The sequence below is a fragment of the Hymenobacter cavernae genome (assembly GCF_014641455.1).
GTDB lineage: Bacteria > Bacteroidota > Bacteroidia > Cytophagales > Hymenobacteraceae > Hymenobacter > Hymenobacter cavernae.
Genome location: NZ_BMHT01000001.1, coordinates 661,686 through 686,656, shown reverse-complemented (window position 1 = coordinate 686,656; position 24,971 = coordinate 661,686). Strand labels below are relative to the sequence as shown.

Genomic DNA, 24,971 nt, shown 5'->3' with positions numbered 1-24,971 from the left:
CAAAGCCTTCGACCCTACGAGCTAAATAGGAGCTCACGCACGACTGTTGTTCTTGCAAGTAAGCTGGCTACGCTTTTGCCGGCGTCAAGTGAGTAGATTACTTGGGTTACTCTCCATCATTCATTCGAGCTGCACTTGAAAACCAAGCTATGCTAGTTCACGGCCCCTTCTTACGGTACTACTCAAATCTTTGCTATAGAAACAACTCGACAAAGATTGACTTCTGTAACAGGCACTGTCAGCTAAAAACAAATCAGCCACCTAGCAGTAATGCTAGGTGGCTGATAATGAATGAGCGAGAAACGAGGCTCGAACTCGCGACCCTCAGCTTGGGAAGCTGATGCTCTACCAACTGAGCTACTCTCGCGGAGGAAATTGGTAAGCCAAAAATACACAGCAAAAATCAAATTGCAACTGCGGAGCTTGCCTGACAAGCGCTAACAGCTCAGCGGGCCAGACCTAGGTTCAGCTTTCTTTCAGCCATTAACGTAAAACTGCCGTGGCCGAAGCGCATTTATGCGACTTATCCACGCTCATCCGCTGCTTTTTATCTTGACTCATGGCTTCTTCCAACCGTAACCGGGGCACTCTTTACCTAGTAGCAGGGCTGCTTTTGCTGGCTGTACAGCTTTACCGAATGCCAGGCTTCTATGCTGATTGGCAGGTGAAAAACCTCGACACGCCCCGCTTCTTTCTTAGCCTGGTGATTCTGGTCGGTGCCTTGTTTATGTTGCGGGCCGGGTGGCGCATGTGGCGGGGCGGCCACACCATCGATTAACGGAAAAGCTAGGTTTTTCCGGCACGCCGAAAGGAGAGAGCCTGTACCTTTGCGCCCTTCTGCCAATATTTCTCTGATGTCTCATCCTCTTCGCATTACCATTGCTAAGCGTACTGCCGCTGTGGCGGCTCAGCTTGCTGCCTTCGGGCGCCAGACGTTTTATGACACCTTCGCGGCCGACAATACGCCGGAGGATATGGCGGCGTACCTGGAGGAAAGCTTCGGAGAGGAAAAACAACTCGCTGAGCTACAAGATCCTAATACCGTGTTTTTGCTGGCGCAAATGCAGCAGGAGCTGGTCGGCTCGGCGAAGCTGCGCTTTGGCTCGAACCTAGGTCTGGCTCCCGGCAAAGCAGCGGATACGCAGGTGGAAATCTCGCGGCTCTACGTGCGGCAGGATTGGATCAGGACGGGGCTGGGGGCGGCGCTGATGCGGCGGATTATTGAAGAAGCTAAGGCAAAAGGTTGCCGCAGCATCGTGCTGGGTGTGTGGGAAAAGAACGAGCGCGCCCTTGTATTTTACCAGCGGTTTGGCTTCAAAATTATTGGTAATACCGCCTTTAAGCTAGGTCAGGACCTGCAAAACGATCTGATTCTGCGCAAGGGTTTGTAGCAAGCCTAGGTAAAGGCTGCTTGCCTTATTGGCCGGTTCACGATGATAAAGCACGGCTGCATTACTTTTGAGCCCGATATACATCAATCTGCTTGTCATGCGCTTGAGTCAGTTCCCTTGTCTGCCTTTGCTGCCCCGCGTGGCCGGATGGCTGCTGCCGTGCTTGCTCGTGGTGGAAGGGTGCTCGTCGGGGGAGCGGTCGGCGGGACCGTTGCCGACCGGCCACTACGAAGGTCCTGTTACGTATCAGGGCACCGAGCAGCGAGTCGTGCTTGATTTGCGGGAAGACGCCACCGGGCGGTTGGAGGGTGACCTGCAGTTTGCCAACAAGGAAGGCCTAGGTTTTCCGGCCGCCAACCTGCGCTACAATGCCCCGATGCTGCACTTCGAGCGCCAAGCCGGCGCACCCGATAACATGATCGTGGAAGCCATTCGGGAAGGTGATTTTTGGCGCGGAACCCTAACCACCGATAGCGCCCAAGCCGAGCTGCTGCTCGTGCGGCGTGGCAAAGCTGACCCGCGCCCTTATGGCACGCAGGGCCTGACCATTCGCTACGGCACGCAAAACATGCGGAGTACGTTGCGGCTTCCCGACGATACCGTGCGGCGGCACCCGGCCGTGGTGCTGCTCCCCGACTCGGCGACGAACCTGAATCAGGTGGCCGATCTGCTGGCCCGGCAAGGATTTGCTACGCTCATTACCCAGCCCGCACCCACTACGCCCGACTCCGCGGCCGGGCAGATGGCGCAAGCCGCCCTTGCCACCTTACGCGCCACGCCCAGCGTCGACACGACTCACGTAGGACTGTGGGTGACAGGCAAAAACGCGCCGAGGGCGCTTGCCCTAGCTACTCGTGGCAAAGCTAGCCCTGCTTTCGTGGTGGTACAGGCCGTACCGGTAAGCTCAGCGGAGGCGCAGCAGCCTTTTCGTGCGCTGGCTCGCCAGCGTATTCCGGTGCTGGCTCTTTATGGCGGCAATGACACGACTGTAGACGTGCGCGAAAGCTCCCGGCGTTTGCGTAGTGCGCTGGGCGGCCGGGCCGCCACGGTGCGGGTGTACCCAAATGCGAACCACAATCTGGCCCTCCCCGGCGGCACCCGCGCCGATGGCAAGTGGGAATGGTCGCGCCCCGCTACTGGCTATGTAGAGGATTTGTTGGCTTGGCTGCGGGCTAGGTTATAAGGCTGCTGTAGCGACCAGCGCTAAAAAGCTAGGTTCTCTAAAACAGCAGCAATCCTTTTTCGCGCAACAGCAGCCACGTTGGCGAGGCCAGGAAGCTTTCGAACGAAAGCCCGGCTACTTTAGCAGGAAACGTGCTGGCCGCTTCTTTCAGCAACACCTTCGTGTCGTAGTCGGCTGTGAGCTGGGTAAGAAGCGCGTGCAGCCACTCGCCAATGACCGGAGCAGTTTTGACCTCGAAATCTTCGGCTTGCTCGTAGAAGGTGAGTACTGCGCGTGCGCCTTTTTTCGCTTGCTCCAACCGCAGCTCCGGCGCATTGCCTAGCCAGAAAAGCCGCAGGTTTTGCTTTGCGAACTCTGGTTTGCCGGGCTCTTGCAGCGCTTGCTGAATGAGGTGGCGCGGTACTGTGGAGCGCGGTACTTTGAAATCAAACCAGAATTGCAGCGGCTCTTGCAAGGCCACGCTGTGCATATAGTTGTACAAGGCTTTGGCGAGGCCGGGGCCAAACTGCTCGTGGTCGGCGCCGGTGGGGTCGTCGTGCCAGAGGTCGTTCCAGGCAAAGTCGCCGGGCTCGGGGCCGACGGCTACCACGTTGTACTTCGCGGGGTTTTTGCCTACGGGCGAGTGCGCCGTCATGGAAAAGCGGTGCCAGTAGCCCGATTGCACAATGCCCGCCCCAAACAGCTGCCGCACCACCTCCAACGAATCGACGGTTTCCTGCGCCGTTTCGGTCGGGAAGCCGTACATCAGGTAAGCGTGCACCATGATGCCCGCCTGGGTGAAGCCATCCGTCACGCGGGCGACCTGCGCGATGGTCACGCCTTTTTCCATTAGCGCCAGCAGTCGATCTGACGCTACCTCCAGGCCGCCGGAAACGGCAATGCAGCCCGCCGCGGCCAGCAAGCGGCACAAGTCGGGCGAGAAGGTTTTTTCGAAGCGGATATTACCCCACCATGTAATATTGACGCGGCGCTTAAGCAGCTCAATAGCCAGGTCGCGCAGGGCCAGGGGAGGGGCGGCCTCGTCCACGAAGTGAAAGCCCGTCTGCCCGGTTTGCCGCACAATCTGCTCGATGCGGTCGACGAGCAGCGTGGCGGGCGCCGTCTCGTAGCGGCTGATGTAGTCCAGCGTGACGTCGCAGAAGGAGCAGCGCTTCCAGTAGCAGCCGTGGGCAATGGTGAGCTTGTTCCAGCGTCCGTCGCTCCAGAGCCGGTGCATCGGATTTAGGACTTCAATAACCGAAAGATATTCGGCCAGGGGCAAATCGGAGTAATCCGGGGTGCCTACCTCGGGGTGCGGAATATCAGCGAAAGGCTGGTTTATGTACTGAACTTGGCCGTTAGTATCCCGCAAAAAGGTTCGTTGGAATTGGGGTGGCGCTTGTTCCGGCAGAACGTCATGCGGAGCCTGTCGAAGCATTTCTGCCGCGGTAGTAAAGGAATACCTTGGCGGGAGAGATGCTTCGACAGGCTCCGCATGACGTTCTTTTTGGCTACCTAGGTATTCCAGCAACCGCAACCACGGCCCTTCACCATCATCAAGCGTCAGATAATCAATGTAGTCGAAGAAGCGCGGCTCCTTGATCTGGCGAAGTTCGGTGTTCGGGTAGCCACCACCCATCAGGGTTTTAGTCTGCGGGCGGAGTGCTTTCACGCGGCCCGCCAAGCGCAGCGCCCCATACAAGTTGCCGGGAAAAGGCACCGTGAAGCCCACCACATCCGGCTGCACACGCTCCACCAACTCATCGAGCAACTCCAGCAGCACCTGATCCACAAGATTGGGCGCGGCTTGCAGGGCTTCGTACAGCGGCTCGAAGCTGGTGGCCGACAAAGCTAGCTTTTCGGCGTAGCGCGAAAAGCCAAACTGCGGCCCCACGGTTTCCTTGATCAAATCACCTAGGTCTTCGAGGTACAGCGTGGCGAGGTGACGGGCCTGGTCGGTGAGGCCCATTGTGCCGAAAGCACTTTCTAGGTCGGCCACGTTGTCGAAGCGGGCAGCTTCGGGCAGGAAGCGGCTGTGGCAGATGCGCGGAGCCAGGGTATTATCCTTGTTCTGCAAAAACCGGATGACCGGCTCGATGGTACTGATATAGCTGCGTTGCAGACGTACCATGCGGCGCGCATTGTCGCTGAGGTTGTAGCCACCCTGTTCAATTTCGGCGAAGATGCGCTTCAGGCCGGCGGCCGAAAACATCTTCAGCACCAGCTCCAAACCTAGGTCGGCCTGCGTAACGGCGTAGCCGCGCCCACCCAAAAAGCCTTTTATATAAGCCGTGGCCGGGTACGGCGTGTTGAGCTGAGTCAGCGGGGGCGTGATGAGCAGGATGCGGAGCGTAGACACGAGGGCACAACAAAAAAGCGGACCACAAAGATACGAAAGCGCTTAGCCAGTGCGGTCGGCGTCCATTCTTATATAGTATAGTGGCAACGTAACCTAGGTTGAGGCTGGTAAAGTTTCCTCCGAGTTGCTTCTGTTTCTTACTGTCCATTGTTCAACGATATGCGAAGCGCAGGCTTCGCGCTACAACTACTTACATCTTCATCCCACTCATCCTCATCAGTGGCGCGTTCAGCCGCACGTACACCTCCGCTGACACCGGCGTTTTGCCATAGTAGCCACGGATCTGATCATCGGGGCGGTACACGCTGCCTTGCGCGCCGATGTGCAGCTCAGGGCCGTGCTGCCCGAGTTGCGTGAAGCGGTAGCTGGCACCTAGGGTCAGGGCATGGATATTATAGATGGGATGCTCGCCGGCAGTGTGCGGCACCTCAAGTTCTTCGGGGTCTTTCTGCAAGAATTCGTAGCGACCATAGAACGTAGGCCGACCTAGGGTAACGTTCGTTTCGGCCAGCACGGCGTGCTCGTTGCCGAAGGTGTAGTGGTTCATGCCCCAGATGAGCGACGAAGCAATGTAGTGGTAGTCGCCCCACTGGCGGCTGTGCATCAGGCCGGCCGTGGTGCGCTGCACGTTTTCGTCGGGGTGCAGCTCCTCCGGGCTTTTCACCCACGCCTGCCCGACTTGCAACGACAGCTCGTTGGTGGGGTTCCACATGAGGCGCGCGGCCCAGGAGTCGGCCCGCGGCCGGTCGAAGCCGTAGCGGTATTCGTTGGGCTCCCGGCCGGTGAAGTTGGAGCCTTCCAGCTTAAACTGCTTGTAGCGCAAACCTAGGGTCGCGACGCCGAAGGTGATGTGCGTGGCATCAACCCAGTGGTGGCCGAGCGGCGCATCGGGGTTGGGCATGGCCGAGATGCGGTGCATGAAGGCCGTTGGCCCCACGGCCGGTTCGCCGGGATAACCTAGGTACAAGGTCATGTCGACATCCTGCGAGAAGGCGTGCGTGTAGCCGACGCTCAGCCCCGAAAACAAATCGTGCGGGTGCTGACGGTCGATCAGCGGGCGGCCTTTGTACGCTTCACCCGATTGAAAGAGCAGCGGGTAGCCGTTCTTGCCTTCCGTGAGTGGGTCGAGCGAAATCATCAGCGTGAGGTTCAGCAGGCCGCGTTGGCCGATGTTACGCTGGGCCATGGTCATAAACCAGTTCGGCGCATCGAAGGTGCGGCCGCCGCGCTGGCCATTTTCACGACCTAGGTTCTGGTTGGTGTAGCGCCCAAAAACCGCCCCGTGATACATCAGCATCCACGGTCCTTTGTGCTGCATCCACATGTACATGGGCGTGGCATCGGGCTGCCAGGCCGTGCCCGAGCCGTTGCGTGACATTGGCAAGTAGCGCGAGTAAGCGTGACTCATGCTATGTTGTAGCTGATTGACGTGCAGTGGACTAGCATGACCAGTTAACGGCATGTCGCCCATCTGCATACCAGCGTGCGAGGTATCGGTGCTCATCGAATGTTGGGGCATCGAGTGCTGCGCAACTGTTTGATGAACAAGGCCTAGACCTAGGATTGTGAAAAGAATGTAGCCGATTTTCTTCATAAAAACGAAGCGGAGTACCCGCCATAAATTTCTCTTGGCAAGTACTCCGCTTTGTAGAAAAAAGATAGTGCAGTATTTCGCTGACGACGTGTAAACTTTCGCTTACCGTCGCTTAGCCAGACCTAGGCTAGCTCATCCAAGGACAAGCGCTTGGGCATCAGCTCGCGGCGGAACTCGCTCACGGAGCGGCCCGTCACTTGCCGAAACTGGTTGCTCAGGTGCTGACCGCTGCTGTAGCGCATCTGGTCGGCAATTTCGCTGAGCGTCAGCTCGCCGTAGCTCAGCATTTCCTTCACGCGCTCAATCTTGAGGCGAATCAGGTATTTCTCAATCGTCAGGTTGGCTGTGCGCGAAAACACCTTGCTCAGGTGCGAGTACGTAGCGGCAAACCGATCAGTGAGAAAAGCAGAAGTCGTGAGTGGCATCCGCGCGGTGCGCAGGTGCTCCAGGTATTCCGCCAGCGAAGCCTTGATCTGCTCGGTGAGCTGCTCGGCCCGGCCCGTAAGCACATCAAAACCAGCCTCCCGCAGCAACGGCGCTACCGCTACCGGGTCGGCGGGCGTAGTCTGGTCGAGCTGGGCCTGACCTAGCTGTACGCTGGTCGGCTTGTAGCCAGCTTGTTCAAGAAGGTGGCGTACCGCCTCGACGCAGCGCGGGCACACCATGTTTTTAATATGGAGCAAGGTTGTTTTCACGGGCGGGGTATGGTTACGGATACTGAGTTAATTCAACCGTTTAGTAGTACCTGATGTTTTAACATTTGGCGCCTTGCGAGTAGCCGACGAGCTAGCCGCAGGACTAGTACGAGACTTTTGGCGGGAAGATGCAGCCGTTATTTCCGACCAGCCTTTGCCGAACCAGTTGGCCGCCGCCCAATTAACAAAGGGTACTACCCCTAAAAATGTTACAGCCAGCAGCCAGAAAAATACGAAAAAAGCGCCAAAAAGTCGGGTGAAGAAGGCGTCGCTGGTGCCGAACAGATAGGCGACCAACAGCAAGGCTAGCCCAAAGCTGACGCTAGCCAACACGGCAGCTCGGCGCAGGAGCATTTGATAAGGAGCAGGAAGAAAGGTAAACCGTAGCATACTGAATCGGTGAATAGCAAATATATTGGTTGCGTGCGGCTTCGCGGAGCCTAGTGCTTTTCACGCGCAAAGCTAGGGGTTCTGGCTAGTGCTCCGGATGGTGAATGATAACCTAGGTTCGTTATCTGGGCTAGCTTTCCGTTGGTGGTCAACCATAAATTAGGGTGTACGCAAAAACCGTTGGGCTGATCAGCCGTAGAGGCTACTTGCAGTTGTCCCTATCCAGTTTTAGCCTCTCTGATTATGAAAACCACACATTTGCTTCGCCCACTAGCCTTTGCTTTTTTGGTGGCCGCAGCTTCGCTTACTGCTTGCAGCACGGGTACCGACTCTGGTGATACCAACGTAGAACGCGGCGCCAGCAAATCGGATGCGCCGATGCAGGAAGGCCCTGCCAGCGCAGGATCTGACTCTACTACCGCAGGCTTGCGGCCCGATTCGGTGCAGCACCCTACCGGCAAACAACTCTACGACCACGCCGCCGATGCCCACGACCGTGACCGGGATGGTCTTGAGGATGAGCCTCAGAACCCAACGCAGAAGTAATCAGCGACCGAGCATCTACTACGCACAAGGCCTCTTTCCGCAATGGAAGAGGCCTTTTTAGTAAACTATTTGAGAATGAAGCTAGCCACTGCTTTTTACCGCCAACCCGACGTTGTACAAATCGCCCGTGACCTGTTGGGTAAATACCTGTTTACCAACATTAATGGCGTTATGACCGGTGGCCGCATCGTCGAAACGGAAGCGTATGCGCACATCAATGACCAGGCCTGTCACTCGCACCTAGGTCGCTTCACCAAGCGCACCCGCGTGATGTACGAAGCTGGCGGCGTGGCCTACGTTTATCTGATCTACGGCCGCTACGCTTTGTTCAACATCATCACCAACGAGGCCGGCAAAGCCGATGCGGTTCTGATTCGGGGCTTAGAACCCGTGGAAGGCATCCCCGAAATGCTCCTGCGCCGCGGCCTCCCGACAGTTTCCCCCAAGCTCACCGCTGGCCCCGGCCTGCTTACCCAAGCTCTGGGCATCAGCATTCCGCACTACGGCACCGACCTGACCGGCGACCTAATCTGGCTCGAAGACCGCGGCGACGTTGTTCCTGATGAATTGGTGCTCGCCAGCCCCCGCGTCGGAATTGATTACGCCGGTGCCGACACCGCCTTGCCGTGGCGCTTCCGCCTGAAAGGCAGCAAGTGGACCAGCCCAGCGAAATAGGAACGCGCCACGGCGCGTTCTGACATTGGACAACCTAGGTATTCCAGGTGCTCGCACGCCAGAACGCGCCGTGGCGCGTTCCTAAAACTGCTTGGCTATTAATTGCTCTTCTCGCACACGAGCACCATGGGGCGGCCGCGCAGATCAGTTGTAGCAAAAAGGTAAAGGTCGCCGCCTTCGCGAATACCCGTGCGGGCTCGAAAATCAGCTACCGAATCGGGGAAGTTGCGGGTGGTTACGTGCGCTCGCGCTTCCGGACCTAGGTGTGCTCGTAGCGCATCGCCATCGTAGCGCTCAGCGGCAATAATGCGGAAGATGCGGCCCGGAAATTCGGGGCGCAGCACATCAGAGGTGTATAAGTGACTGTGCTGGTGCAGCTTCAGCAGCTCGAAAGCCGTACCGATGCTGCGGAAGCCACCAGCTTTCAGGATGGCGACATTCGGCTCGTAGAGGTATTGTTGCGGCTCCGCGTAGCGCGATATGGCGCGGGCCTCACGGGCTTTGTTCAGCCGGAACTCCTGCTGTTGCCCATTGCGGAGCAGGTTAACCGTGTAGCGCTCCGGGTCCACAGCCGGCTCCGGACCTAGCTCGTACAGTACCTCTTTGCACTCATTATCCACTGACACTACCCACAGGCGGCGCACTTGTTTCAGCTCCAGCAGCGCCTGCTCGATGTCGAGCATAGGCGAGGTCTTGAGCAGCACGCGTTGCGCTTTGTGCAGTAGCAGCGGCATAATGCGCAACACATCCGGCTCGCAGTCCTGCAAGCGGTAGATCTTGCGGGCAGCCGTATCGCGCCGGGCCGGGTCGAGGTAAAGCCAGTCGAACGTCTGATCGGTATTCTTCAGAAAGCTCACGGCATCACTGGCGTGGCAGATAATGTTCGATTGCCCTAACTGCTCCAGATTGTAGCGCACCACGGCTACCAGCGCCGGGTCGCGCTCCACGTAGTGCACCTCCGGAATCTGGCGGGCGAAGTAACTGGCATCTACCCCAAAGCCGCCGGTCAGGTCGGCGAGCCGCTCGCCGCTTACAAGGTTAGCTTTGAAAGCGGCCGTGCGGGCCGACGAAGCCTGTTCCACCGACAAAGCGGGCGGAAAAATCAGGTCGGGGTTGTTGGCCCATTCGGGCAATTTGGTCCGGGCTTTCTGGCGTGCCTGAATCTGGCGCACCAAATCGGGCACGGGCAGGCTAGGAAAACGGCGCGCTTGCAACGCCAATTGAGCGGGGTCTTCGTGCAGGTGATCAGCAACATACTGCCGAGCCGCTGCCGGGAGCGGAAATTCCATGAAATACTCCTACGAAAAAATCGGAAGTTTAGTGCAAACTCCAACGTATTGCAAGCTGTGGCCGGCCAGTAGGAGCCGTGAAGCCAACAGCGGTGGGAGAAAGTCGCCGCAACAAGTTATGATAGCTGGTGGGAAGACCACTATTATATTCTTCCACGGCGCGCTTGAAGTGCTGGTTAGTGTTGCGTGAGATAAAGATGTTAGCGAGCAAGCTAGCCGCGGCCACGCCCACAATCACCTTCTGCTTGTCATTGAAGTACACCTTCGCATCGCCAGCTAGCACCTGCTGCGCATAAAACCCTACTGACCCAGCAAAAACCAGTCGCTCGCCCAGGAACAAGGCCTTCTGCCGACGGTAGCTATTCAGATAACCTAGGGCCGCGGAGTTGCCAGCCAAGTAAGGCCGCAGGCGCTGGCCGAAAAAGCCGGCATTCTGATAATCAGTGCTTTTACCGACGGCAAAGTAGAAGTTAGACTGCTCGCCACCTAGGTCCCGATCTTTATCTTCCGGGCTCAGCGTGATAATGGACTTGCTAGGCTGTGCATTTTGAGCGTGCGCAGCGCCAAAGAACAATAGAAATGGCAGCAAAAAGGTGAAACGGCGGCTGCGCGAAGCCGGAGCTTGAGGTAAGAAATGGGACATAAAAAAGTGGCAAGCGGCTGCTTGGTGTAGCGTAACCGCCGTGATAGAAAGCTCGCTATCAGGGCTCAACAAAACGCACGAGCCTTACGTTCGGATGAGTAGGATATAGTCCTTTTCGAATAATAGCAAAGACGGTGCTAGTCCTGGGCGCGTGATTGTGTCGTTTCGGCCAGCGGGAGAAATGATGGCTGGCTCTTAGCAGAAGAGAATAACATTCCGTACCCAGCTTATGCCTAGCTTATTAAGGAGGCAAGAACAAACTAGCTACCTTTGCAGTTGAATCGCAAAATGCTACTGATATGGTTGAGACAACCTTCGTTCCCTACAAAGTAAAAGACATCTCGCTGGCCGAATGGGGCCGCAAGGAAATTCGGTTGGCGGAAGCCGAGATGCCGGGACTCATGTCCCTGCGCGCCGAGTTTGGCCCGTCGCAACCGCTCAAAGGTGCCCGTATTGCTGGCTGCCTGCACATGACGATTCAGACGGCTGTGCTTATCGAGACCCTCATTGCCCTAGGTGCTCAGGTAACCTGGTCGTCGTGCAATATCTTCTCGACGCAAGACCACGCCGCCGCGGCTATTGCTGCTGCCGGTATTCCGGTGTACGCCTGGAAAGGCATGAACGAGGAGGAGTTCAACTGGTGCATCGAGCAGACGCTGTACTTCGGCGAAGAGCGCCAGCCGCTGAACATGATTCTCGACGACGGCGGTGACCTGACTAACATGGTGCTGAATCAGTACCCCGAGCTAGCAGCTGGCATCAAAGGCATTTCGGAGGAAACTACCACCGGCGTGCTGCGCCTGCTGGACCGCGTGAAAAACGGCACATTGCCCATTCCCGCCTTCAACATTAACGACTCGGTTACGAAGTCGAAGTTCGATAACAAGTACGGCTGCAAAGAGTCGGCGGTGGACGCCATCCGTCGGGCTACCGACGTGATGATGGCCGGCAAGATTGCCGTAGTGGCCGGCTACGGCGACGTAGGCAAAGGCACCGCGGCTTCGTTGCGCGGCGCTGGTGCGCGGGTTGTCGTGACGGAAATTGACCCAATCTGCGCCCTGCAAGCTGCTATGGATGGCTACGCGGTGAAGAAAATGTCGAACGCCATTAAAGAGGCTGACATCGTGGTAACGGCTACCGGCAACTGCGACATCATCACGGAAGAGCATTTCCGTGCGCTGAAGGACAAGGCTATCGTGTGCAACATCGGCCACTTCGATGATGAAATCGACATGGCTTGGCTGAACACCAACTACGGCCACACGAAAGACACCGTGAAGCCGCAAGTTGACCTCTACAACATCGACGGCAAGGAAGTTATCATCCTGGCGGAAGGCCGCTTGGTAAACCTAGGTTGCGCCACTGGTCACCCTTCGTTCGTGATGTCGAACTCCTTCACCAACCAGACTCTAGCGCAGCTGGAGCTGTGGCAGAACTCGGACCAGTACGAGAACAAGGTATACACGCTGCCCAAGCATCTCGATGAGAAAGTAGCTCGCCTGCACCTAGCTAAGATTGGCGTGGAGCTAGATGAGCTGAAGCCGAAGCAAGCGGAGTACATCGGTGTCGATGTACAAGGCCCATTCAAGTCGGATCTGTACCGTTACTAGGTCGCTTTAACTCAAAAAGCCGCAAGAAAAAGCCGGCTCTGCATCGTGCAGAGTCGGCTTTTTTTATGGGCCGGAAGCTGGTGTTACTGGTTTTACATAGACATGGCGCCGCTGAACTCTTCCGTCTGCGTGAATACTTGCACACCTAGCAAATTCCAATTATGCGTCAGAAATGTATGATAACGTAGGTGTCTGCCGCTCTGCTCCAAGAAGCCACCGTTGGGCTGCCAAGTATGACCTACCATGAAGCCAGACACGGTGGCGTACAATCCGCGTGGCCGGACCTTGCCGTTCTCCTGATAATATTCAGCTCGTAACTCCAGCTTATTACTACCACCTAGGTTGATGGCTTGATGTGAACTGGCATTCCCTAAGGGAGCGTCTTTGGGAATGTGAGAAAGTAGGTTACTAGAAGCAATTTGCTGCTTAGTAGATTTTCCGCAGCCGATTAAGAGTAAACCGAATACAAAAAACAGGGCCGTTCCCGAACCTATATGCTGCCTCACCAACTGTGTGGCTTGGAACGAAGTATATAACAGACCTAGCACTAGGGCTAGGTTCAGCGCAGACCAGAGTAAGTTCGTCATCTAATTTGTTGCTTTGTAAGAACTACGAGAAGAAGTGAATACGACCACATGCTAATGGTATAACGAAAGCAATTTATTTAGAAGATGAAAATTACTTAGAGGTGTATTATTAATATCTGACTTGCTTATAAATTATCAGACGTAACTTCTGCGTGGTGCCAGCCAGCATCAAAGTAAAACAGTTGTTTTCTATTATTTCGTCCTTGGTAAGTGATAATGCCTTTACGCGAGTCAAAGGTTAAATTTCCTTGTACCAGATAATCATCCTGCTGTAAGGAGGCAAGCTTATGTAAAGATTCAATCTGCCACCTCTTACCTCGGCGCAAAGCACGATAAAGCTCATTATCCTTACCTTGGTAGAATACTTCTTCTTCCGGCATCATTGGGTTCACTGCCACTGCACCTGCTGTCGGACTTACATCAGGGAGTGCTGCTTTTAGTGAATTATTAATGTTATCAACGTTCTTTGTGTAGCTTACCGTATAGTCATTATTGTTCGGCTTCAATACCCGGATATAATCAATATCCATATGCGCTTTTTTTACAGAGGCATCGTAGTTTTTCATCTGTAAAGTAGCGAGTAACATGCCCGCGCAGCGGTTCGTTGCAACAGCGGTATCATCAACATCATACAGGTGATGGCCATTGAAGAAAAATGACACGCGCGTAGGTGTCCATACCGCAGTATAGGTGTTAAAACCAGCGGACAGCGACGGGCCATAAGGCTTATTGAATATAGCTTCGCTCGCTACATGCGCTGACGAATCTTTTGGCGAAATTTTTCGCCAGTCAATAACATTCGACTGAATAACATTATCAGGATCGGGTTTTAGATTATCAATCACATCAATTTCGGTAGCACTGGAAAGAAACCAGAAAGTGGGCCACACACCATTATGACCATAAGGCAACTTACATCGAATTTCAAACATCCCGTAAGTGAACCCCTGGTACATACCGTCGCAATTGGGAGTGCCATCCATATCAACGATTGACTCTATCTTACCTGAAGCGAAAAGCTTATTGCCGTGCTCACGTGCTTCAGCTTCTGCTAAGCGCTTTGCAGAGAGCCGAAGCAATCCGGTACGGCGATGTTTCCCGTCGGAGCGGAGGGTTACCTGCTCCGGTGCAAAGTATTCATCGCCCCAACCTTGATTAGGATCATTGGGGTTGACGAAGCGCCAGTTCTTCGCTAGCTCTTCTCGCTCTGTATAGGTGAAGTCGTCCCTGAATATTTCATGATAATTCTTGTAATCTAAAATTGATTGTGCTGATAACTTGTTAATAGTAAACAAGTTGAATAGCGAAATTAGATAAAGTGTAATTCGCATAAAGGTTAAATTGAAGCAAGCACTCAAACGGGGTCTGGTGCGCTGAAAGGAGTAAGCGTGAAGGAAATTAGAAGGCGCAAAGGGGCAGAAATCCTGCCACAGGCTACCTTTTCAACCTTCAATTCTTAGTCTAGGTTGTTAGCACAAACCTCATTTATGAGAGAAGTGTGCCTACCTGAATACGTGATTATGCGTCAAGAGCCTAATTGCATTGCTGGTAAAATCCGGATATTTACGGCTCTATGCCTATTCCGCTCTCGGTCGTCATTATTACCTACAACGAAGAACAGAACATTGGTCGTTGCCTGCAAGCCTTGCAGGAAGTGGCCGACGACGTGGTGGTAGTCGACTCCTTTTCCACTGACCGCACCGTTGAAATCTGCCATCAGCATAAGGCTAGGGTAATACGGCACGCTTTCGAAGGATACGTCGAGCAGAAGAACTTTGCCACGGCCCAGGCGCGCTACGACCATGTGCTCCAGCTCGATGCTGACGAAGTATTGACGGAGGAACTACGCCGTAGCATTCGGCAGGTGAAAAATGACTGGCAAGCCGCCGGCTACACGTTGGCGCGCCTCACGAACTATTGCGGCACCTGGGTGCGGCACGGCGGCTGGTACCCTGACCGCAAGCTGCGCCTCTACGACCGACGCTTAGGCAAGTGGGAGGGCTTGCTGCTGCATGAGCGCTACGAGTTACTGCCAGGGCAACAGGTGGCTGACCTAGGTGGTGATTTGCTGCATTACTCGTACGATTCAGTTGAGCAGCATATCACGCAGCTCAACCGCTTCACCAGCATTGCCGCTAACGAGCTAGCGTTACGTGGTAAGCATCAGGTTACGTTGTTTCACCTGCTCCTAAAGCCGTGGTGGAAGTTTGTGCACGGTTACTTTCTGCGGCTGGGTCTGCTCGACGGCTTCGCTGGATTGTGTATTGCTGTTATTTCGGCCTGGGGTGTTTTTCTCAAATTTGCTAAGCTGCGCACCAAGCTACGGCATTCTCCAGCCGCCTCATGAAGACGTTTTTAGTCAGCCGAACCGACGCCATTGGCGATGTGGTGCTTACCTTGCCTGTGTGCGGTCAGCTAAAGCTGCTGGTGCCGGGTTGCCGTGTGGTGCTGTTAGGGCGTACATATACCCAAGCCGTAGCAGAAGCCTGTCCGTGGGTAGATGCGTTTCTGAACTACGACGAGCTAAAGTTGCTAACAGAGAAGGAGCAGTTAACGCGTCTGCGTGCGCTACGCGCTGATGCTGTTCTTCATATTTTTCCTAATAAGCACCTAGCCCGGCTAGCACGAAAAGCAAGTATCCCGATACGGATCGGGACAAGCAGCCGTTGGTTTCATTGGCTTACCTGCAATCGGCTGGTGCGCCTGAGCCGTCGTCACTCACCTTTGCATGAAGCCCAGCTTAATCTGATGCTACTGCAGCCCTTGGGTTATGAACAGGCACCAGCACTAGCTCAAGTGGCTGAGTTGGTACAGTTACAGCCGATGGAGGCGTTGGCACCAGCGTGGCAGCAACTGCTAGCCGCTCGCAGTCCTCAACAGTTCAACATTATCTTGCATCCTCGCTCAAGAGGTAGTGCCCGCGAGTGGGGGCTTGAGCATTTTGGCAAGCTAGCTCAGTTGCTGCACCAAGCCGGCCATCGGGTATTCGTGACGGGTACAGCCGCGGAAGGGGAGGAACTGCGGCCCTGGCTAGGGACGCACGCCGCTCTGCTAGCTGGTGACTTAACGGGTAAGCTGACCCTGACCCAACTACTCGCGTTCATTGCCGCCGCCGATGGCCTAGTAGCCGCCAGCACCGGACCGCTGCACTTGGCGGCAGCGCTAGGACGGCATGCCCTAGGTTTATACCCGCCGATGCGGCCTATTCATCCAGGGCGGTGGGCGCCGCTCGGCCTGCATGCCGAATACCTAGTGTTTGATCGGCCTGATTGCGTCGCTTGCCGAGAGCAGCCTGCTAGCTGTACCTGTATTAAGGCCCTAACACCTAGTCAGGTGTTAGGCCGTATTTTAAAGTGGCAGCGCCTGTCCGTTGCTACTTCCTGACTTCGCATCGTTCGTTTTTCACCTTGTTATGAGTTCATCCTCGCTGGGAGTTGCATTGCGGCAAGCTTACCGAACCGGCTACCTTTCCCAGCACCTGCTTCTGCTAGCGTGCACTGCTGGCGTAATTGGATTGCTCGCAGCTCGTGCATTGGTTGCTCTAAGTCCCTTAGTAGGGCTCTTGGCAGCGGCTACCAACCCAGATTGGCGAGTGGCGCTAGCTAGTTGGTGGCGCAACCCGGCAGCGTGGTTTGCTGCTTTACTTTATGCCGTGCTGCTGGTTAGTGGCTTATATACTGTCGAGTGGGCCGTGTGGCGGCACGAGCTGTTTCGGCAATTGCCGCTCCTTGGTGTGCCGTTGGCTTTTGCCGTTGCAGCTCCCCTGAGTAGTCGCCAACGCTTCCTCGTGGGCTGCACCTTTGTGCTAGGTACAGCATCATTAGGCACGGATACCCTGATCCGCTACCTGCTCACCGCGCGGGAAGTACACGAGATGTTCAATACTGGCCAGAACATTCCGACCATCACGGGGGTGTTCCATATCCACTTCAGCGTAATGCTGGCTCTGGCTTTTTATTTCGGCATCTTTCTGCTGCGCACTACTAATGCCACTCGTCCTTGGCGGTGGCTTTTGTCGCTGGCAGTGTTGCTGATTGTGGTAGTGCTACATATGCTGGCATACCGAACTGGTCTGCTCGTGTTCTACAGCGCGCTGCTGGCTGATGCTATCTTGCTGATAGTGGCCCGCCGTCAATTTGTATTAGGCTTAGGATTGCTCTTGGTATTCGTGGCCTTGCCTTGGCTCGCCCACAAAACGCTTGAGCCGGTACAAGCTAGGGTGAACGGCACGTACTATGACTTAGAGCAATTCGAGTTCAACCACGACATAAACGATTTTTCGCTCTCTAAGCGCCTCGCTGCCTGGCAAACAGCGCAGGCGGTTATCACAGAGCATCCTTGGTTCGGTGTAGGGCTGGCTGACACTGAAATGGCAATGATGGAACAGTATAGCTACCGTGACTTCGGCTTATTGCCGGCTAACCGCGTAATGGTTCATAACCAGTATTTACATTACCTGCTAGGCAGTGGCATAGTAGGACTGTTTGTCTGGCTACTTGTTTTGCTAGGGCCATTAGCGCAACCTAGAGTACGTCGTAACCCGTACGTGATACATTTCCTACTCATTATGGGTGTAGCAATGCTTACAGATTCAATGCTACAGCTTCAGATTGGTTTCAATCTTTTTGTTTTTCTCTATGGCTTTTTGGTAGTAAATGCCGAGCGGCAAGTCCAACTGTTACCAGACAAAATTGCTTAAGTCAGGTTGATGAACCACCTGATTATTTGATCAATGGCTCTTTTTTTACAATTTTAGCCATCTACACCTAGCGCCATGAGCGAATCTCCCGAACGGGTTCCTAAGCTGAGCAAAGAAGAAAAAGACCGCCGGTTCCAAGCCGAACTGATGCCGGTGCTGGATCCTTTGTACAACTTCGCCTACCGCCTTACTCTTGATGAAGACGACGCCAATGACCTCGTTCAAGAGACGTATTTAAAGGCATATCGATTCTTTGAATATTTCGAGCCGGGAACCAACGCAAAAGCGTGGTTGTTTCGCATCTTGAAAAACTCGTTCATCAACGACTTTCGAAAAAAAAGTAAGCAGCCTGCTAAAGTCGATTACAGCGAAATAGAAGGCTACTACAATACGGAAGACGTAGAAGCCGAGGGCGACGTGGGAAGCACGTCGTCGGACATGCGGCAGCAGGCCGTGCGCGACCTCATCGGTGATGAGGTGGCCAGCGCACTAAACTCGCTGCCCGTCGATTTCCGGACCGTCATCATCCTCTGCGACCTGGAAGGGTTTACCTATGAGGAGATGGCAAAAGTGCTTGACATTCCAATCGGGACTGTCCGCTCGCGCCTCCACCGGGCACGAAATTTCCTGAAGGAAAAACTAGAGAAATACGCCAAGTCGATGGGGTACGGCAGCGAAGAAGATGCCGATGCTGCCATGACTGGCGATGACGATAACGACTAAACCATGATTTCATTATGAAAGCTACGTCTACAACACCAACCAACCAGACCGCGGCTGCTAACGGCCCCGACTGTGAACGCGTGACGACAATTCTCGACCAACTCATCGTGGGCCAAGCGCCCAGCGAGGAAGATGAAGACTATTTCATCAACCACGCCGAAGACTGCTCCCCTTGCTTCGATAGCATTGATAAGCAGCGCCTTTTCGTTGGATTCCTGGCGCAGTATGTAGGCCGTAAAGGTGCTCCTAACTCGCTGCCCGATACAATTATGGCGCGGCTTAAGACAGAAATGGCCTAATTTTGCCCGATGCAGGGTAAAATTATCGTGTTTTCGGCTCCTTCCGGGGCCGGCAAAACCACCATCGTTCATCGGCTGCTGGATCGTATTCCGGAGCTAAGCTTTTCCATCTCGGCTTGCACGCGCGATAAGCGCGGCCGCACCGAAGCCAACGGCAAAGACTATTACTTCATCTCCATCGAAGAATTTCAGGAGAAAATCCGCCACGATGAATTCGTGGAATGGGAGGAAGTATACGCCGGCAACTTCTATGGCACGCTTAAGTCCGAGATTGAACGCATCTGGGCCAGCGGCAAGCACGCTATTCTGGATGTGGATGTGAAGGGTGGCTTGAGTATCAAGGAGTTCTACCAGGATCGGGCCTTGGCTGTCTTCGTAAAGCCGCCATCCCTGGAAATACTGGAAAGCCGGTTGCGCACGCGTGCCACCGACTCAGAAGCTAGCATTTCGGGGCGCGTTTACAAGGCTAAGTTTGAGCTGACGTTCGAAGATCGGTTTGACGTCGCCATTGTCAACGACAACCTGGAGGAAGCTTACGCACAAGCTGAAAAGCTGGTGCGAGACTTCCTGGCACAAGCCTCGGGTGCTTTGTGAGTGCGCCGCGTAAAGTAGGATTGCTGTTTGGCTCCTTCAACCCGATTCACAGCGGGCATCTGATCCTAGCGCACTTCATGGCCACGCACACCGACCTAGATGCTGTATGGCTCGTTGTGTCGCCTCAGAGTCCCTTCAAGATCGACCAGGAACTGCTGCCGGAGCAGGAGCGATTCAACTTGGTGCAGTTGGCTATTGCTGGTAATGACCGGCTGCGGGCTTTGGATATAGAGTTTGCTATGCCCAAACCTAGCTACACAATTGATACCCTTGATGCGCTTCGGTTGCAGCATCCTGATCATCAGTTCGTGTTGCTGATGGGCGAAGACAACCTAGGTGGGCTGCCGCGCTGGAGAGAAGCGGACCGAATCTTGGCCGAGAATACCATCTACGTTTACCCACGTTCCGGAGCCACTACGTTGCCTGTTGTACCTGCCCAGGTTCAAATCGTTGAAGCGCCTTTTCTCGATATCTCGGCTACATTTATTCGTAGCTGCGCTCGCGCTGGCAAATCCATCCGTTATCTAGTGCCGGCTGCCGTCGAGAAAGAAATCCTTGAAAAAAGACTCTGGCAGTGACCTAGGTCTTAGTTATACAAAAAGCCCCGCCTGCTAGCTAGCAGGCGGGGCTTTTTTATGGCGCTACCACTTACTCAGATCGTCATGATTTCAGCTTCTTTCTTGCTCATCAGATCATCAATCTTGCTGATGTAGCTGTCAGTTGCTTTCTGCACTTTCGCTTCAGCATCTTTCACGGCATCCTCTGCGGCGCCTTCTTTTAGGAGCTTCCGCAGCGATTCGTTCACATCCTTGCGAATACCGCGGATGCGGACTTTGCCGCTCTCAGTTTCGTTCTTTACCTGCTTCACTAGGTCGCGCCGCCGCTCCTGCGTCATGGGCGGGATGTTGAGCCGAATCCCTTCCGCATCAGACTGCGGGTTAAGACCTAGGTCGCTGTTCTTGATAGCCTTTACAACTTCACTGATGATGTTCTTCTCCCACGGCTTGATAAACAGCGTGCGAGCATCAGGCACTGAGATGTTGGCTACCTGACTTACCGGGGTAGGAGTGCCGTAGTAATCTACACGCAGGCTTTCCAACATAGCCGGCGAAGCCTTACCTGCCCGAATGCGGCTTAGCTCTACACTGGTGTGCTGTAGGGCCTTCGCCATTGATTCTTCCCCTTCGCTTAAATAAAACTGAATTTCTTCGTCCATTTCCTGGAATTCTGAATGTTAAAAGTTGAATGCTGTGCCGAGGATAGTATGGCTCAATAACACCTGGCGCAGCTGTTTAAGATCCAAATGGCTAGGCTTGCCCAGTTGGCGTATCTAGGCTTGACTGTAAGCTGGCTTGCTTTGAGTTAAGCTGCTCACTATCTGAGCTGAACATAACCACGCGCGTGCCAATATCTTCCCCGTCGATGAGCCGTTGTAAATTGCCGGCCGTGTTCATATCGAACACAATAATGGGTAGGTTATTTTCCTTGCACAGCGTGAAAGCGGTCATATCCATCACGTTGAGGCCTTTCTCGATAACCTCATCGAAGGTGATTTCTGGAAAGCGCGTGGCCGTTGGGTCTTTCTCCGGGTCAGCAGTATAGATGCCATCGACGCGTGTGCCTTTCAGTACCACATCCGCCTCAATCTCGATGGCGCGCAGCGAAGCGGCCGAATCGGTCGTGAAGTAAGGGGAGCCAATACCAGCCCCAAAGATGACAACGCGGCCTTTTTCTAGGTGCCGTAGCGCGCGCCGCCGCAGGTAAGGCTCACATACCTGCTGAATGGTAAGCCCGGAAAGCAGGCGGGTTTGTACCCCTAGTACCTCAAGCGCACTTTGCAGCGCCATCGAGTTGATGACGGTAGCGAGCATGCCCATGTAGTCGCCTTGTACCCGATCGAGGCCAAAAGCCGCAGCTTGCACCCCCCGGAAGATATTACCCCCTCCAATTACGACAGCTACCTGCGTACCGCTTTCGGCCGCAGCCTTGATTTCCTCCGCATATTGCATCAGGCGGGCTGCATCAATGCCATATTGTTGCTGGCCCATCAGTGCTTCACCGCTTAGCTTCAGCAGAATTCGATTGTACTTCAAAGTAGAGAGAGTTAGGTGGAGAAATCAGTTATAATGCGGCAAGCGTAGAAGCTCATCAAGCAGATAGCTCACCGTTTGCGGCGTATTTCGGTGCTCTGGCTGAGGCGGAGCAGCTTGGGTAGACTGCTGTTGCGTCGCGATGAATTCCTCAAGTCGTTGCAGGCGCTGCTCAACCATGTCGCGCTGAGCTTGCAGCTCCGCTACCATTGCCTCAAGCTTATCCTGCCGCTGTAGCATTAAAACCAGTAAAGCTTCGAGCTGGGCTAGGCGTGTTTTGTCGGTCATAGCATCCTAGGTTTACTTCAAAGACTGATTGGGGTAGTAAGCTCAGCTAAAGGCAAGTAGCACTTGCCCTTTGTTCACGTTATCCCGCATGACCACTTTGATGGCGCTTACAACACCGTCACCGGGTGCTTTCAGGATGTTTTCCATTTTCATGGCTTCGAGAACCAGCAGCGGGTCGCCTTTTTGAACTGCCTGACCTAGCTCCACTCGAATGTCGACGATAAGACCAGGCATTGGCGCTTTCAGCTCATTAACCTTTTGGGCAGTTGCGCCGGACATACCTAGCCTGTCTAATAACAGGTCGAAGCGGTCTTTGGCATGCAATTCGAGCAAGCGGTTATTGACTTTCAGCGAAAATGCTTTCGCTGTGTAATCCGCGCTAACTACCTCAACCGCATACGACCGATCCTGATAAAGCAAATGGTAGCGCCCTTCCTCTAGTCTGATTAAGTCCCAAGTGAATAGCTGGCCATCAACGGTAATCGCGCCGTCAGATTGGTAATCTATCTCCCAGGTTTTGTGAGACTCAGCGCTTATCTGAAGCATAAAGACGGAGTAAAAAGGTCGCGGAAAAGGGCTTAAAGATAGGTCAAATCTGAAATATTTTCGGAAATTTAGCCCACCTTCCCATAGTGTCTGCTATCATGAAATATTCGGTCCTCGGCATTATTGGCCTGGTCCTCACGTGTCATATAACCGCTCCTGCTCAAACGGTTAAATCTACCAAAGCGACATCAACTAAGACAGCAACCCGTAAGAAAACAGCAACCGTACCTGCCCCAGCCGCATCCGAACCCACTGCTACCACATTAATTGTACCTTCCTGGTTGCCGCCTACTACGCCCGTGCGGCCCGCTGCCACTATCCTTACTGATCTACTTGATACCAAGCTGGATATTCGCTTCGATTGGGCTAAACAACAGCTTATAGGGGTCGCTACTGTATCGGTTCGGCCGCATTTCCATACGCAAAATCAGCTGATTCTTGACGCCAAAGGCTTCGATATCAAGAATGTGCGTCTGCTGACCAAAGGCAAGGAGAAGACGCTCAACTATACGTATGATAAGCGTAAGCTCATCGTTGCGCTTGATCGTCAGTACACACGTACGGAACCCTACCAAATACGTATTAATTATGTAGCTAAGCCCTATGAGCTGGCAGCTGGAGGCAGCGCCGCTATTACATCCGATAAAGGCTTGTACTTCATCAACCCCCTAGGTACAGATAAGAACAAGCCGCGGCAAATCTGGACTCAGGGCGAGACAGAGGCAAATTCCTGCTGGTTTCCGACAATTGATAAGCCTAACCAGCGCATGACGCAGGAAATCACGATGACCGTGGACGCGCAGTATAAAACGCTTTCCAACGGCCTGCTGATTTCCTCCAAAACAAACCCGGACGGCACCCGCACGGATGTATGGAAGCAAAGCCTGCCAGCTGCTCCCTACCTGACGATGATAGCTGTCGGGGACTTTGCCGTAGTAAGCGACAAGTGGTGCGATAAGGAGGTAAGCTACTACGTAGAACCTAGGTTCGAGAAAACAGCCCGCGCCGTATTTGGCCGCACGCCCGAAATGATGGAGTTTTTCTCCAGCAAGCTAGGTGTGGCGTTCCCGTGGGAAAAGTATTCGCAGGTAGCTGTCTACGACTTTGTATCGGGGGCAATGGAGAATACAACGGCTACAACGCATCGTCAGGAGGATACGCAGCTCACCCAGCGCGACTTGCTCGACCGCGACGATGATGCCACAATTGCGCACGAGCTGTTCCACCATTGGTTCGGTGATTATGTTACGTGTGAATCGTGGTCGAACTTGCCGCTCAACGAGTCATTTGCTGACTACGCGCAATTTCTGTGGGCTGAACATAGCAAAGGCGCCAATGAGGCTGCCCTGGAGCAGCAAAAAGGCCTGGGCCAATACCTCTACGAAGCCCAGAGCAAGCGAGAGCCGTTAATTCGCTATCATTATGAGAGTCGGGAAGATATGTTCGACTCACATTCCTACAGCAAAGGCGGGCGAGTACTGCATATGCTCCGGAAGTATGTCGGCGATGATGCTTTCTTCGCGGCCTTAAACCATTATCTGACGCAAAACAAGTTCTCCTCTAGCGAAGTCGCTAAGCTTCGCATTGCTTTCGAAGAAGTCACGGGAGAGGATTTGATGTGGTTTTTCGATCAGTGGTTTATGCAGCGTGGGCATCCGGAGCTACACATCACGCATAGCTACGCGAACGGCCAAGTAAACCTGCATGTACAACAGGTTCAGGATACTACGTTCTCCCCGATCTACCGCTTGCCCATCACTGTCACGGTCTGGAATAATAATCAGTCTACTGACCATCGTATTATAATCAGCAAAGCCGACCAGACCTTCTCCCTACCTGCCGCTCAACATCCTAGCTTGGTGAAGTTTGACTCCGAAGGACAGCTACTAGCCCAAGTAGAAGAGGAGCGTACCCAAGACGAATTGCTGTTTCAGTACTATCACGCACGCAACTACTTACAGAAGTATGAAGCAATACAGGAACTCCGCCCCAAGGTAGGTGACCTGGCTGTCAGTGGAATGTTGCGCAACGCCCTGAACGACGATTTCTGGGCAGTGCGACAAAGCGCAGCAGATGCTTTACGCAAGTACAAAGGCCCTGAAGGAGGAGCCATCCGCAAAGATCTTCAGCGTGTCGCATTGAAAGACAGCAGAAGCCAGGTACGAGCATCGGCCCTGACGGCTTTAGCTTCTTTCCCCAACGAAGACTTCAGTGGTGTCTATGCCACCTCCCTCAACGATAGTTCGTATATGGTGATAGGTAGTGCTATCAAGGCACTAGCCAAGAACCCTACGGTCAGTGCACGTGAACGTATCAATCTGTTGCAGGAGACGCGCAATGAAACGCTGCTCACGGCCCTCGCTAACTACTACGCGCTGAACGGTACTGCTGATCAGTATCAGTGGTTCTTACGCCGCATGAATGATGTGAGTGATGAAGATCTATACCAATCTTACTTCGAGAATTTTGCCACGCTCATGCTCCGAATGCCGCCTGTAGAGCGAGACAAGGGGTTGCAGCGCTTGGAAAGCTATGCGCGTACCGGTTCTAAGTTCTACGTTCGTTTAGGTGCATACAAAGCATTAGGTATGTTAGCAGATACTAGTCCTAGTCTGAAAAGCACTATGCGTGATATCCGAGACAAAGAAAAAGACCAGCAAGTGAAAGGCATGTTCAACATGTTGCAATAGAGTACATAAGTCAAATAGCAAGTCAACATACCTAGCTTCCTTATGGCTATGGCTTGCTTCTATACTACAAGCGTTAAACGAAAAATAATTGAATCCTTTTT

General features: G+C 54.0%; 26 protein-coding genes and 1 tRNA gene. 14 read left to right on the top strand and 13 right to left on the bottom strand.

What is annotated here, in order from left to right; genetic code table 11:
• Positions 1-294 precede the first annotated feature (294 nt).
• Positions 295-367: transfer RNA gene (locus IEX74_RS02965), tRNA-Gly, on the bottom strand.
• Between the two features lie 192 nt (positions 368-559).
• Between IEX74_RS02965 and IEX74_RS02960 the strand changes: the two genes are divergently transcribed.
• The 3 genes from IEX74_RS02960 to IEX74_RS02950 all read left to right on the top strand — a co-directional run bounded on the left by IEX74_RS02960 (position 560) and on the right by IEX74_RS02950 (position 2,574).
• Positions 560-778: a hypothetical protein gene (locus IEX74_RS02960; protein WP_188810753.1), complete on the top strand. Its 219-nt coding sequence runs from the start codon at positions 560-562 to the stop codon at positions 776-778.
• 76 nt (positions 779-854) lie between these two features.
• Positions 855-1,391, top strand: coding sequence for a GNAT family N-acetyltransferase (locus IEX74_RS02955; protein ID WP_188810751.1), 537 nt, complete (start codon positions 855-857; stop codon positions 1,389-1,391).
• A gap of 97 nt (positions 1,392-1,488) precedes the next feature.
• Entirely contained in the window at positions 1,489-2,574 is a 1,086-nt protein-coding gene (locus tag IEX74_RS02950) for a dienelactone hydrolase family protein (RefSeq protein WP_188810749.1), read from the top strand.
• A gap of 37 nt (positions 2,575-2,611) precedes the next feature.
• Here the strand turns inward: IEX74_RS02950 and IEX74_RS02945 are convergent, their stop codons facing one another.
• The 4 genes from IEX74_RS02945 to IEX74_RS02930 form a co-directional block, all read right to left on the bottom strand.
• Entirely contained in the window at positions 2,612-4,912 is a 2,301-nt protein-coding gene (locus IEX74_RS02945) for a B12-binding domain-containing radical SAM protein (protein WP_188810747.1), read from the bottom strand.
• A gap of 190 nt (positions 4,913-5,102) precedes the next feature.
• On the bottom strand, positions 5,103-6,506 hold the full coding sequence (locus tag IEX74_RS02940; RefSeq protein ID WP_188810746.1) for a hypothetical protein: 1,404 nt from the start codon (positions 6,504-6,506) through the stop codon (positions 5,103-5,105).
• Between the two features lie 122 nt (positions 6,507-6,628).
• On the bottom strand, positions 6,629-7,201 hold the full coding sequence (locus IEX74_RS02935; protein WP_188810744.1) for an AraC family transcriptional regulator: 573 nt from the start codon (positions 7,199-7,201) through the stop codon (positions 6,629-6,631).
• A gap of 27 nt (positions 7,202-7,228) precedes the next feature.
• Positions 7,229-7,555, bottom strand: a complete 327-nt coding sequence (locus IEX74_RS02930) for a hypothetical protein (RefSeq protein ID WP_188810742.1) — start codon at positions 7,553-7,555, stop codon at positions 7,229-7,231.
• Positions 7,556-7,834: 279 nt separating this feature from the next.
• Here IEX74_RS02930 and IEX74_RS02925 point away from each other — a divergent pair, with 279 nt between their 5' ends.
• Positions 7,835-8,137 (top strand): hypothetical protein, encoded by a 303-nt coding sequence (locus IEX74_RS02925; protein WP_188810740.1) that lies wholly within the window; start codon positions 7,835-7,837, stop codon positions 8,135-8,137.
• 75 nt (positions 8,138-8,212) lie between these two features.
• A complete protein-coding gene (locus IEX74_RS02920) occupies positions 8,213-8,812 on the top strand; it encodes a DNA-3-methyladenine glycosylase (RefSeq protein ID WP_188810738.1) in 600 nt (199 codons plus the stop codon).
• Between the two features lie 98 nt (positions 8,813-8,910).
• On the opposite strand, the gene IEX74_RS02915 is transcribed toward IEX74_RS02920, so the two are convergent.
• Positions 8,911-10,101 (bottom strand): class I SAM-dependent methyltransferase, encoded by a 1,191-nt coding sequence (locus IEX74_RS02915; RefSeq protein ID WP_188810736.1) that lies wholly within the window; start codon positions 10,099-10,101, stop codon positions 8,911-8,913.
• Between the two features lie 28 nt (positions 10,102-10,129).
• Positions 10,130-10,744, bottom strand: a complete 615-nt coding sequence (locus IEX74_RS02910) for a hypothetical protein (RefSeq protein WP_188810734.1) — start codon at positions 10,742-10,744, stop codon at positions 10,130-10,132.
• A gap of 299 nt (positions 10,745-11,043) precedes the next feature.
• Here IEX74_RS02910 and ahcY point away from each other — a divergent pair, with 299 nt between their 5' ends.
• Complete coding sequence (gene ahcY, locus IEX74_RS02905) at positions 11,044-12,354, top strand: adenosylhomocysteinase (RefSeq protein WP_188810732.1); 1,311 nt, start codon at positions 11,044-11,046, stop codon at positions 12,352-12,354.
• Positions 12,355-12,446: 92 nt separating this feature from the next.
• On the opposite strand, the gene IEX74_RS02900 is transcribed toward ahcY, so the two are convergent.
• Both IEX74_RS02900 and IEX74_RS02895 read right to left on the bottom strand, forming a co-directional pair.
• Positions 12,447-12,941 (bottom strand): hypothetical protein, encoded by a 495-nt coding sequence (locus tag IEX74_RS02900; protein ID WP_188810730.1) that lies wholly within the window; start codon positions 12,939-12,941, stop codon positions 12,447-12,449.
• A 125-nt stretch (positions 12,942-13,066) separates the two neighbouring features.
• Positions 13,067-14,272 carry a glycoside hydrolase family 16 protein gene (locus tag IEX74_RS02895; RefSeq protein ID WP_188810728.1) on the bottom strand — a complete coding sequence of 402 codons (1,206 nt, stop codon included), beginning with the start codon at positions 14,270-14,272 and terminating at the stop codon, positions 13,067-13,069.
• Between the two features lie 242 nt (positions 14,273-14,514).
• Between IEX74_RS02895 and IEX74_RS02890 the strand changes: the two genes are divergently transcribed.
• The 7 genes from IEX74_RS02890 (at position 14,515) to nadD (ending at position 19,834) form a co-directional block, all read left to right on the top strand.
• A complete protein-coding gene (locus IEX74_RS02890) occupies positions 14,515-15,288 on the top strand; it encodes a glycosyltransferase family 2 protein (protein WP_188810726.1) in 774 nt (257 codons plus the stop codon).
• The gene (locus IEX74_RS02885; protein WP_188810725.1) at positions 15,285-16,325 is read left to right on the top strand and encodes a glycosyltransferase family 9 protein; all 1,041 of its coding nucleotides are present in this window, start codon (positions 15,285-15,287) and stop codon (positions 16,323-16,325) included. Before IEX74_RS02890 ends, IEX74_RS02885 begins: the two co-directional genes overlap by 4 nt.
• A gap of 178 nt (positions 16,326-16,503) precedes the next feature.
• Positions 16,504-17,640 carry an O-antigen ligase family protein gene (locus tag IEX74_RS02880; protein WP_188810723.1) on the top strand — a complete coding sequence of 379 codons (1,137 nt, stop codon included), beginning with the start codon at positions 16,504-16,506 and terminating at the stop codon, positions 17,638-17,640.
• A gap of 75 nt (positions 17,641-17,715) precedes the next feature.
• Positions 17,716-18,363, top strand: a complete 648-nt coding sequence (locus IEX74_RS02875) for a sigma-70 family RNA polymerase sigma factor (RefSeq protein WP_188810721.1) — start codon at positions 17,716-17,718, stop codon at positions 18,361-18,363.
• Positions 18,364-18,377: 14 nt separating this feature from the next.
• Positions 18,378-18,662, top strand: coding sequence for a hypothetical protein (locus tag IEX74_RS02870; RefSeq protein ID WP_188810719.1), 285 nt, complete (start codon positions 18,378-18,380; stop codon positions 18,660-18,662).
• A 9-nt stretch (positions 18,663-18,671) separates the two neighbouring features.
• The gene (gene gmk / locus IEX74_RS02865) at positions 18,672-19,256 is read left to right on the top strand and encodes a guanylate kinase (RefSeq protein WP_188810717.1); all 585 of its coding nucleotides are present in this window, start codon (positions 18,672-18,674) and stop codon (positions 19,254-19,256) included.
• Positions 19,253-19,834, top strand: a complete 582-nt coding sequence (gene nadD / locus IEX74_RS02860) for a nicotinate (nicotinamide) nucleotide adenylyltransferase (RefSeq protein WP_188810715.1) — start codon at positions 19,253-19,255, stop codon at positions 19,832-19,834. The genes gmk and nadD overlap by 4 nt, the downstream gene beginning before the upstream one ends.
• Before the next feature lie 74 nt (positions 19,835-19,908).
• Here the strand turns inward: nadD and frr are convergent, their stop codons facing one another.
• From frr to IEX74_RS02840, 4 genes are all read right to left on the bottom strand, one after another.
• On the bottom strand, positions 19,909-20,472 hold the full coding sequence (gene frr / locus IEX74_RS02855) for a ribosome recycling factor (protein ID WP_188810713.1): 564 nt from the start codon (positions 20,470-20,472) through the stop codon (positions 19,909-19,911).
• Between the two features lie 91 nt (positions 20,473-20,563).
• A complete protein-coding gene (pyrH, locus tag IEX74_RS02850) occupies positions 20,564-21,349 on the bottom strand; it encodes a UMP kinase (protein ID WP_188810711.1) in 786 nt (261 codons plus the stop codon).
• Between the two features lie 24 nt (positions 21,350-21,373).
• Positions 21,374-21,634, bottom strand: a complete 261-nt coding sequence (locus tag IEX74_RS02845) for a hypothetical protein (protein ID WP_188810709.1) — start codon at positions 21,632-21,634, stop codon at positions 21,374-21,376.
• A gap of 42 nt (positions 21,635-21,676) precedes the next feature.
• Complete coding sequence (locus IEX74_RS02840) at positions 21,677-22,180, bottom strand: acyl-CoA carboxylase biotin carboxyl carrier protein subunit (RefSeq protein WP_188810708.1); 504 nt, start codon at positions 22,178-22,180, stop codon at positions 21,677-21,679.
• A gap of 281 nt (positions 22,181-22,461) precedes the next feature.
• On the opposite strand from IEX74_RS02840, the gene IEX74_RS02835 reads away from it, so the two are divergent.
• Positions 22,462-24,870 carry a M1 family metallopeptidase gene (locus tag IEX74_RS02835; protein ID WP_229755093.1) on the top strand — a complete coding sequence of 803 codons (2,409 nt, stop codon included), beginning with the start codon at positions 22,462-22,464 and terminating at the stop codon, positions 24,868-24,870.
• Positions 24,871-24,971 lie beyond the last annotated feature (101 nt).